Here is a 9,420-nt window from a genome sequence, read left to right as displayed (position 1 = left end):
TGCTTTTGCGCGATGACTCGCCGAGGAACCCGCCCGTCTTCGGGGCGTCATCGCGCAAATGCACGATCCTGTCGACCTATCAGTGGTGGAAGGCGAGGGCGGCGGGGATCGCGATCACGAGGAAGCGGATCCAGCGGCCGGTGAAGACGGCCACCGCGAAGGGCAGCAGCCGCATCCGGGACAGCCCGGCCACCGACGCCGTCAGGAAGAGCGGCGGGATGCCCACCGACCCGCCGATGAAGACGACGACCGGGCCGCGCCAGGGGTGGTCGAGGTTCTCCATGAGGACGTCGCTCATCCGCTTCCACCAGGCCCGCCAGCCTCGCCGCACATGTTCGCCCGAGCGGTGCTCGGCCCGCTCCTCCAGCCGGTGCTCGGCCTCCTCCTCCGCCTGCATCGCACGCTTGCGGGCGACGGCGTTCTTCCCCGTCCGCACGCCGAGGAAGAGGGTGATCTTGCCGAACATCGTCCCGACGGCCAGCGCGAGCGTCACGAAGATCGCGCCGTGCACCGTCGACACGGCGCCGCCGGCCAGCGCCAGGGCCTCGGCGTTGATCAGGGGGATCACCGCCGCCGCGTAGCCGCTGCCCAGCGCGATCAGGCAGGCGAGCAGTAGTTCACGCACGGAGTCTCACGCACGCGCCGCTTCCGGCGTGGAGGACCCCTGCGCCGATCCAGGGCCGCCCGCGGCCTCGGACCGCTCCAGCTCCGCGATCAGCCCATAGACGCGGTACGCCGAGACCACCTTCACCACGAGCTGCGCGACGGCCACGAGGGAGACCACCCAGACCGGCAGCCCGAGCCGGTCCGAGGCCACCAGCAGCAGGATGAGCAGCGTGGTGTTGGCGGTCTTCGCCGGCACCGACCAGTTCCACAGGTAGACGGCGCGGTCGACCCGGTAGAAGTGGTTGGGCGAGACCAGCGGCCAGTAGAGGAACGACAGGGTCAGCAGCAGGTCGATCACCATGAACTGGCAGAAGTAGATCCCCAGCGGCCACGCGAACTCGTGGTGCATCCCGAGCAGCCCGACGAGCAGCAGCGAGGAGTTCGCGCGGTCGGAGAGGATGTCGAACGTCGCGCCGAACCGCGTCTCCTGCTTGAGGATCCGGGCCGCGTTGCCGTCCGCGGAGTCGCCGACCCAGTAGACGGCGTACGCGATGGCGAGGAGCGGGACCGACGTCTGGGCGATGGCGATCACCCCCAGGACGATCGCGGCCACGGTGCGCACGAGGGTGATGAGGTTCGCCCAGGTGCGCCACTGCACGCGAGCTCCGAGGGGCGTCATGGTGCAAGACTCTCATCGTGCGACGAGGACGGCGGCATTTGGGGTCGGAGGCCGATCGTGCCACGTTCCGCACCCTGCACACCGCCTCGCTCGCCGCCCCCGCGCTGCGCGAGGGTCTCGGCGCCGCCAGCGCCGAGAAGGCGGTCCGCCACCTCCGCGTCCTGCTCGGCACGCCGGCGGTGGCCCTGACCGACTCCGAGCGGCTGCTGGCCTGGGACGGGGCCGGGCACCACCACGGCGGCCAGGCCGCCGGGATCGCGGCCGACGTGCTCGAGCGTGGCCAGACCCGCTTCTTCGACCGGGCCGACCTGCCCTGCGGGGAGTCGGGGTGCCCGATCCGCACCGCGGTGGTCAGCCCGCTCGTCGTCGAGGAGCGTCTCGTCGGGACGCTGCAGGTCTTCTCGCCGCACTCGGCCGGCGGGCTCGTCCGCGCGGCCGAGGAGGTCGCCAGCTGGGTGAGCGGGCAGCTCGAGCTCGCCGAGCTCGACGCCTCGCGTCGCCGGCTCATGGAGGCCGAGGTGCGCGCGCTGCGCGCCCAGATCAGCCCGCACTTCATCTACAACTCGCTCGGCGCCATCGCCAGCTTCGTGCGCACCGACCCCGACCGCGCGCGCGAGCTGCTGCTCGAGTTCGCCGACTTCACCCGCTACTCCTTCCGCAAGCACGGGGAGTACACGACGCTCGCCGAGGAGCTCCGCTCAGTCGAGCAGTACCTCCTCCTCGAGCAGGCCCGCTTCGGCGACCGGCTCCGGGTCCGCCTCAGCGTCGCGCCCGAGGTGCTGACCACGTCCGTGCCGTTCCTCTGCCTCCAGCCGCTCGTCGAGAACGCCGTGCGCCACGGCCTGTCCCACTCCGAGACCGGGGGCCAGATCGCGATCCGCGCCTACGACCACGGCCACGAGGCGCTCATCGAGGTGGAGGACGACGGCATCGGCGAGGATCCGGAGAAGGTACGCCGGGCGCTGGCCGGCGAGCGCGACCCCGGTGATCCCGGTGGCGGCTCGGTCGGGCTCGGCAACGTCGACGCCCGCCTGCGCAACGCCTTCGGCGACGACTTCGGGCTCGTCGTGGAAACCGCCCCCGGCGCCGGCACCCTCGTCACGGTCCGGGTGCCCAAGTTCGCGGCGGGGGTGCACGCGTGACCGCCTCCGAGCGGCGTCTGCGGGTGCTGGTGGTCGACGACGAGCAACCGGCCGCCGACGAGCTCGCCTTCCTCCTCGGCGCCGACGACCGGGTCGGCGAGGTGCTGGTCAGCACCACCCCGACCGACGCCCTGGCCGTTCTCAGCGGACCCGAGGCGGCCGGGCTCGACGCGGTCTTCCTCGACGTCCAGATGCCCGGGCTGTCCGGCCTCGAGCTGGCCGGCGTGCTCTCCCGCTTCCGGACGCCGCCGCCGGTGGTCTTCGTCACCGCGCACGAGGAGCACGCGGTGGCGGCCTTCGACCTGCGGGCGGTCGACTACGTCCTCAAGCCGGTGCGCGCCGAGCGGCTGGCCGAGACCGTCACCCGGCTGATCCACGGCCAGCCGGCCGGTCCGGAGCCCCGGAGGGAGGCCGTCCCCGACCTGCAGATCCCCGTCGAGCTCGGCGGCGTCACCCGCTTCGTACGCCGTCGCGAGATCACCCACGTCGAGGCGCAGGGCGACTACGCGCGCCTGCACACGGCGACCGGGTCGCACCTCGTCCGGATCCCGCTCTCCCAGCTGGCCGAGGAGTGGGCCCCGGCCGGCTTCACCCGGATCCACCGCTCGCTGCTGGTCAACCTGGCGTGCGTCACCGAGGTCCGGATGGAGTCGGGGCGCTGCTCGGTCGTCGTGGGCGGAGCCGAGCTCGTCGTCAGCCGGCGTCACACCCGGCAGCTGCGCGACCAGCTGGTCTCGCGAGGACGTCCGTGAGCGAGCTGCCGCAGCAGCGGGTCCGCGTGACCGGGCCGACGCGCCGGCGTACCGCCCCGGTGAGGCCGGGCGCGGCGGAGGTCGGCGCGGGCACCCGGATCGGCGAGGTCTACCTCGACTCGCTGCTGCTGGTCCAGCTCGCGCTGGCGTTGCGCATCCTGGCGCTGCTCGCCGTCGGCGTCGGCAGCTGGCCGCTGCTGTTCCACCTCGCGCCCGGCCTGGCCCGGGTCGGCGTCCTCGGGCTGCCGCTGTCGTGGCTGCTGCTCGGCGTCCTCGTCTACCCGTTCCTGGTGCTGCTCGGCCTGCGCTACGTGCGCCGGGCGGAGGAGAACGAGGAGCGGTTCGCGGACCTGCTCGGGCACGCCGAGCGGGACGGCCGGGACGGGCGGAACGGCGACCCTGGAGAGGACGGCCCGTGAGCGCGGCGCCCGGCATCGTCGGCGTCACGCTGGTGGCGCTCGCGACGCTGGCGATCGGCACGTTCGGGCTCCGGCTCTCGCGCACCACGAGCGACTTCTTCGTCGCCTCGCGCACCGTCAACCCGCGGCTCAACGCCAGCGCCATCGGCGGGGAGTACCTCTCGGCCGCCTCCTTCCTCGGCATTGCCGGACTGGTCCTCACCGCCGGCGCGCAGATGCTCTGGTACCCCATCGGCTGGACCGCCGGCTACCTCCTGCTGCTGGTCCTCGTCGCCGCCCCGCTGCGCCGCTCGGGCGCCTACACGCTGCCCGACTTCGCCGAGGCGCGGCTCGGCTCGCGCGGCGTCCGGGCGCTCTGCTCGGTGCTGGTCGTCGCGGTCGGCTGGCTCTACCTCCTGCCGCAGTTCCAGGGCGCCGGCATCACGCTGCGCGAGGTCGCCGGGGCTCCGACCTGGCTCGGTCCGCTGCTGGTCGGCGCCGTGGTCCTGGCCAACGTGTCCGCCGGTGGCATGCGCTCGGTGACCTTCGTCCAGGCCTTCCAGTACTGGCTCAAGCTCACCGCGCTGCTCCTCCCCGCCGCCGTGCTGCTCGCCGTCTGGGCCGGCGACGGGGCGCCCCGGGTCGCGGTCGGCGGGGACTGGTCGCTGCCGCTCGCCGGCGACGGCGCCCACGGGCTCTACACGACCTACTCGATCATCGTGGCGACCTTCCTCGGCACCATGGGCCTGCCGCACGTGGTGGTCCGCTTCTACACCAACACCGACGGGCGCGCGGCGCGCCGCACGACCCTGGTCGTGCTCGTGCTGCTCGGCGTCTTCTACCTGATCCCGCCGGTCTTCGGCGCCCTCGGCCGCGCGTACGGCGCCACCGACTCGGCCGACACGGTGGTGCTCCAGCTCCCGAGGCTCATGCTCGACGGCGGGCTCGGCGAGATGCTCACCGGCCTGGTCGCGGCCGGGGCCTTCGCGGCGTTCCTCTCCACCTCGTCCGGGCTGACCATCGCCGTCGCAGGCGTGATCAGCCAGGACCTGATCGGCCGGCTCGCGTGGACGCGGCGGGTCGACGGCGTACGCGCGTTCCGGCTGGCGACGGTGGTCGCCGTCGCCGTGCCCTGCGTGGCGGCGGTGGTGGTCGCCCACGTCGGGGTCGCCCAGGCGGTGGGGCTGGCGTTCGCCGTGGCCGCGTCCACGTTCTGCCCTCTGCTGCTGCTCGGGATCTGGTGGCGCCGGCTCACGGACCTCGGCGCGGTCGCCGGGCTGGTCGTCGGCTTCGCCGGCTCCGGGCTGTCGGTGCTGTGGACCTTCGTCGGGCTGCCCGCCGGCGGCTGGTGGCACGTGCTCCTCGCCCAGCCCGCGGCGTGGTCGGTGCCGCTGGCGTTCGTGGTGATGATCGGCGTCAGCCTCGCCACCCGCCGCCGGGTGCCCGCCCACACCACCCGGCTGCTGGTCCGGCTGCACACGCCGGAGGTCCTGCACCCGACCTGAGCCTCCCCTCCGCCGAGTGGGGCCTCCCCTCACGTCCACTGGGGGCTCCCCTCACGCCACGCCGCTCGTCGCGCCGAACCGACCGCCCGGCGACGGCCGTCGCCGTTCGGCGCGTGCTCCGCGCTGCCCTCTGATCGCGTGGCCCACCTCACTCCTAGCGTGACGTCCATCACATTCCGTCGGACCGTCCTCGCGCCGGTCCCGTCGACAAGGAGACCCGCCGTGGTCACAGACGCCCACGACCAGGCTCACCGGCACGATCCGGTGTACGACAAGCTGCACGCCACCGCGGAGTTCCGCGAGCTGAAGTCCAACTACCGGCGCTTCGCGGTCCCGGCGACGGTGGCCTTCCTGAGCTGGTACCTCCTCTACGTCGTGCTCTCGAACTGGGCGCCCGACCTGATGGGCACCCAGGTCGTCGGCAACGTCAACGTGGCGCTGGTCTTCGGCCTGCTCCAGTTCGCGACGACGTTCGCCCTCGCCTTCGCCTACGCCCGCTATTCCAACGCCAAGCTCGACCCGATCGCGCGGCACCTGGACGAGGAGTACGCCCACGCCACCAGCACCAGCGCCGGCACCGGCACCGGCACGACCGAAGGAGGCGCGCGCTGATGGACGGCGACCAGCTCCTCACCACCGGCCTCTTCCTCGCGGTCGTCGCGGTCACGATCGGCATCACCTTCTGGGCGAGCCGGCAGACCAGCGGCGCGGCAGACTTCTACGCCGGCGGCCGCAACTTCTCCGGCCTGCAGAACGGCCTGGCGATCGGCGGCGACTACATGTCGGCCGCCTCCTTCCTCGGCATCTCCGGCGCCATCGCGCTGGCGGGCTACGACGGCTTCCTCTACTCGATCGGCTTCCTCGTGGCCTGGCTGGTCGCCCTGCTCCTCGTCGCCGAGATGCTGCGCAACTCCGGCAAGTTCACGATGGCCGACCAGCTCGCCTACCGCATGCGCCAGCGCCCGGTCCGTACGGCGGCGGCCACCTCGACCGTCGTGGTCTCGATCTTCTACCTGCTGGCGCAGATGGTCGGCGCCGGCGCGCTCGTCTCGCTGCTGCTCGGCGTCGACGGCGACACCGCCAAGAACCTCACCATCCTCGTCGTCGGCGCGCTGATGATCTTCTACGTCACCGTCGGCGGCATGAAGGGGACCACCTGGGTCCAGATCGTGAAGGCCGTCCTGCTCATGGCCGGCTCCGCGCTGATCGTCGTCCTCGTCCTCTCGAAGTTCGACTTCAACCTCTCCGAGCTCCTCGGCACCGCCGCCTCCAACAGCGGCAAGGGCCAGGCCTTCCTCGAGCCCGGCCTGAAGTACGGCGCCACCACGACGTCCAAGATCGACTTCCTGTCCCTCGGCATCGCGCTCGTGCTCGGCACCGCCGGCCTGCCGCACATCCTGATCCGCTTCTACACCACCCCGACCTCGCGCGACGCGCGCAAGTCGGTGCTGTGGGCGATCGGCCTGATCGGCGTCTTCTACCTCTTCACCCTGGTGCTCGGCTTCGGTGCCGCGGCGCTGCTCAACAGCGACAAGTACGCCGAGGTGACGGCCTCCGGCGGCAACCTGGCCTCGCCCCTGCTGGCCGAGGCGGTCGGCGGCGGCGACGGCACCACCGGAGGCGCGATCCTGATCGCGGTGATCTCGGCGGTGGCCTTCGCGACGATCCTGGCGGTGGTCGCGGGGCTGGTGCTCACCTCCTCGGTCTCGGTGGCGCACGACCTCTACAACGCGGTCTTCAAGAACGGCCGGGCGAGCGAGGCCGACGAGCTGAGGATGACCCGGATCGCCGCCGGCGTGATCGGCCTGGTCGCGATCCTGCTGGCCATCCCCGCACAGCGGCTCAACGTGGCCTTCCTCGTCGCGCTCGCCTTCGCGGTGGCGGCCTCGGCCAACCTGCCGGCGCTGGTCTACAACCTCTTCTGGAAGCGGTTCAACACCCGCGGCGCGGTGTGGTCGATCTACGGCGGCCTGATCTCCTCGGTCGGGCTGGTGATCTTCTCACCCATCGTCTCCGGCAAGGGCGTCGACGCCACCGGCAAGAACCTCTCCCTGCTGCCGACCTCGATCGACATCTCGTGGTTCCCGCTCGAGAACCCCGGCATCATCTCCATCCCGATCGGCTTCTTCCTCGGCTGGCTGGGCACCGTGACCTCGCGCGAGCCCGCGGCGGAGGAGCGCTACACCGAGCTCGAGGTCCGCGCCCTCACCGGAGCCGGCTCGGAGAAGGCGGTCGTCCACTGATGACGCCGCGCGTACGCTCGACCGTGTGGCCCACGCCACAGCCGCTTGAGGAGGAGACCCTGTGAGCACGACCGACGAAACCCTGGCCAGCCTGCTGCGCGAGAACCGCCGCTTCGCGCCGCCGGAGCAGCTGGCCGCCCAGGCCAACGTCACCGCCGACGCCTACGAGCACGCGGACAAGGACCGCCTCGGCTTCTGGGCCGAGGCCGCCCGCCGGCTCTCGTGGGAGACGCCGTTCGAGACGGTCCTCGACGACGGATCGGCGCCGTTCTACCGCTGGTTCGCCGACGGGAGGCTCAACGTGAGCTACAACTGCGTCGACCGGCACGTGGAGGCCGGCAACGGCGACCGGGTGGCCCTCCACTTCGTCGGCGAGCCGCTCGAGGACCGCCGCGACCTCACCTACGCCGAGCTCAAGGACGAGGTCTCCCGCGCCGCCAACGCGCTCGAGGCGCTCGGCGTCGGCGACGGCGACCGGGTCGCGATCTACCTCCCGATGATCCCCGAGGCGGTCGTCGCGATGCAGGCCTGCGCCCGGATCGGGGCGGTCCACACCGTGGTCTTCGGGGGCTTCTCGGCCGAGGCGCTCGCCGCCCGCATCGAGGACTGCGGCGCCAAGGTGGTCATCACCGCCGACGGGGGCTACCGCCGTGGGGCGCCGGCTGCGCTGAAGCCCGCCGTGGACGAGGCCGTGGCCAAGGTCCCCGGAGTCGTCGAGCACGTCGTCGTCGTACGCCGGACGGGGAGCGAGGTCGCCTGGAACGACGAGACCGACGTGTGGTGGCACGACGTCGTCGACGCGGCGTCCACCACGCACGAGCCGCAGGCCTTCGAGGCCGAGCACCCGCTCTTCGTGATGTACACCTCCGGCACGACCGGGAAGCCGAAGGGCATCCTGCACACGACCGGCGGCTACCTCACCCAGGCGGCGTGGACCCATCACGCGGTCTTCGACCTCAAGCCGGAGACGGACGTCTACTGGTGCACCGCCGACGTCGGCTGGATCACCGGGCACTCCTACATCGCCTACGGCCCGCTCGCCAACGGCGCGACGCAGGTGCTCTACGAGGGCACGCCCGACTCCCCCGAGCGCGGCCGCTGGTGGCGGATCATCGAGGAGCTCGGCGTCACGATCTTCTACACCGCGCCGACCGCGATCCGGGCGTGCATGAAGCAGGGCGACGCGATCCCCGGAGCCCGCGACCTGACGTCGCTGCGCATCCTCGGCAGCGTCGGCGAGCCGATCAACCCGGAGGCCTACGTCTGGTATCGCCACGTCATCGGCGGCGACCGCACCCCGGTCGTCGACACGTGGTGGCAGACCGAGACCGGCGCGATGATGATCAGCCCGCTCCCCGGCGTCACCCACGGCAAGCCCGGCTCGGCGATGGGGCCGCTGCCCGGCATCGGCGCCGACGTCGTCAACGACGAGGGCGTCTCGGTGCCGGACGGCTCGGGCGGCTATCTCGTCCTGACCGAGCCGTGGCCGTCGATGCTGCGCACCATCTGGGGCGACGACAAGCGGTACGTCGACACCTACTGGTCCCGCTTCCCCGCCTCCCTCGTCGGCGGCACCGGCTACTACTTCGCCGGCGACGGCGCCAAGAAGGACGACGACGGCGACCTGTGGGTGCTCGGCCGGGTCGACGACGTGATGAACGTGTCCGGTCACCGGCTCTCCACGACCGAGATCGAGTCGGCGCTGGTCTCCCACCCGGCGGTCGCCGAGTCCGCGGTGGTCGGCGCGACCGATCCCGACACCGGGCAGGCCGTCGTGGCGTTCGTGATCCTCAAGGAGGGCGTCTCCGCCGAGGGCGTGGAGAAGCAGCTCTCCGACCACGTCCGCTCCGAGATCGGCCCGATCGCCAAGCCCCGGCAGATCATGATCGTCCCCGAGCTGCCCAAGACCCGCTCGGGCAAGATCATGCGCCGCCTCCTGCGCGACGTCGCCGAGAAGCGCGACGTCGGCGACACCACCACGCTGGCCGACGCCTCGATCATGGAGCTCATCTCCCACGGCCAGTCCGTCTCGACCGAGGACTGAGGAGTCCGAACCGCGGGCTCTCAGCGTCACCTGGTGACGCTGAGAGCCCGC

9 protein-coding genes are annotated in these 9,420 nt (G+C 72.1%); 7 read left to right on the top strand and 2 right to left on the bottom strand.

Annotated features, from left to right (window positions below):
• Positions 1–79: 79 nt before the first annotated feature.
• Both QM572_RS12895 and QM572_RS12890 read right to left on the bottom strand, forming a co-directional pair.
• Positions 80–625, bottom strand: a complete 546-nt coding sequence (locus QM572_RS12895) for a hypothetical protein (RefSeq protein WP_415093724.1) — start codon at positions 623–625, stop codon at positions 80–82.
• A gap of 6 nt (positions 626–631) precedes the next feature.
• Complete coding sequence (locus tag QM572_RS12890; protein ID WP_415093722.1) at positions 632–1,285, bottom strand: CDP-alcohol phosphatidyltransferase family protein; 654 nt, start codon at positions 1,283–1,285, stop codon at positions 632–634.
• Between the two features lie 17 nt (positions 1,286–1,302).
• Here QM572_RS12890 and QM572_RS12885 point away from each other — a divergent pair, with 17 nt between their 5' ends.
• The 7 genes from QM572_RS12885 (at position 1,303) to acs (ending at position 9,369) form a co-directional block, all read left to right on the top strand.
• Positions 1,303–2,427 (top strand): histidine kinase, encoded by a 1,125-nt coding sequence (locus QM572_RS12885; protein WP_415093720.1) that lies wholly within the window; start codon positions 1,303–1,305, stop codon positions 2,425–2,427.
• Entirely contained in the window at positions 2,424–3,179 is a 756-nt protein-coding gene (locus QM572_RS12880; protein ID WP_415093718.1) for a LytR/AlgR family response regulator transcription factor, read from the top strand. Before QM572_RS12885 ends, QM572_RS12880 begins: the two co-directional genes overlap by 4 nt.
• Positions 3,176–3,598: a hypothetical protein gene (locus tag QM572_RS12875; RefSeq protein ID WP_415093716.1), complete on the top strand. Its 423-nt coding sequence runs from the start codon at positions 3,176–3,178 to the stop codon at positions 3,596–3,598. The genes QM572_RS12880 and QM572_RS12875 overlap by 4 nt, the downstream gene beginning before the upstream one ends.
• Complete coding sequence (locus QM572_RS12870) at positions 3,595–5,082, top strand: cation acetate symporter (RefSeq protein WP_415093714.1); 1,488 nt, start codon at positions 3,595–3,597, stop codon at positions 5,080–5,082. Before QM572_RS12875 ends, QM572_RS12870 begins: the two co-directional genes overlap by 4 nt.
• Before the next feature lie 222 nt (positions 5,083–5,304).
• Entirely contained in the window at positions 5,305–5,694 is a 390-nt protein-coding gene (locus QM572_RS12865; RefSeq protein WP_415093712.1) for a DUF485 domain-containing protein, read from the top strand.
• On the top strand, positions 5,694–7,325 hold the full coding sequence (locus tag QM572_RS12860) for a cation acetate symporter (protein WP_415093710.1): 1,632 nt from the start codon (positions 5,694–5,696) through the stop codon (positions 7,323–7,325). The genes QM572_RS12865 and QM572_RS12860 overlap by 1 nt, the downstream gene beginning before the upstream one ends.
• Positions 7,326–7,386: 61 nt before the next feature.
• Complete coding sequence (gene acs / locus QM572_RS12855) at positions 7,387–9,369, top strand: acetate--CoA ligase (RefSeq protein ID WP_415093708.1); 1,983 nt, start codon at positions 7,387–7,389, stop codon at positions 9,367–9,369.
• Positions 9,370–9,420 lie beyond the last annotated feature (51 nt).

Origin of the sequence: Nocardioides sp., assembly GCF_047607365.1 — a bacterium.
Lineage (GTDB): Bacteria > Actinomycetota > Actinomycetes > Propionibacteriales > Nocardioidaceae > Nocardioides.
This window is presented reverse-complemented; position numbering and strand designations above follow the sequence as displayed.

Coding starts and splice junctions, on each gene's coding strand:
- QM572_RS12860 (WP_415093710.1), top strand. CDS start 5,694: ATGGACGGCGACCAGCTCCTCACCACCGGCCTCTTCCTCGCGGTCGTC.
- QM572_RS12890 (WP_415093722.1), bottom strand. CDS start 1,285: ATGACGCCCCTCGGAGCTCGCGTGCAGTGGCGCACCTGGGCGAACCTC.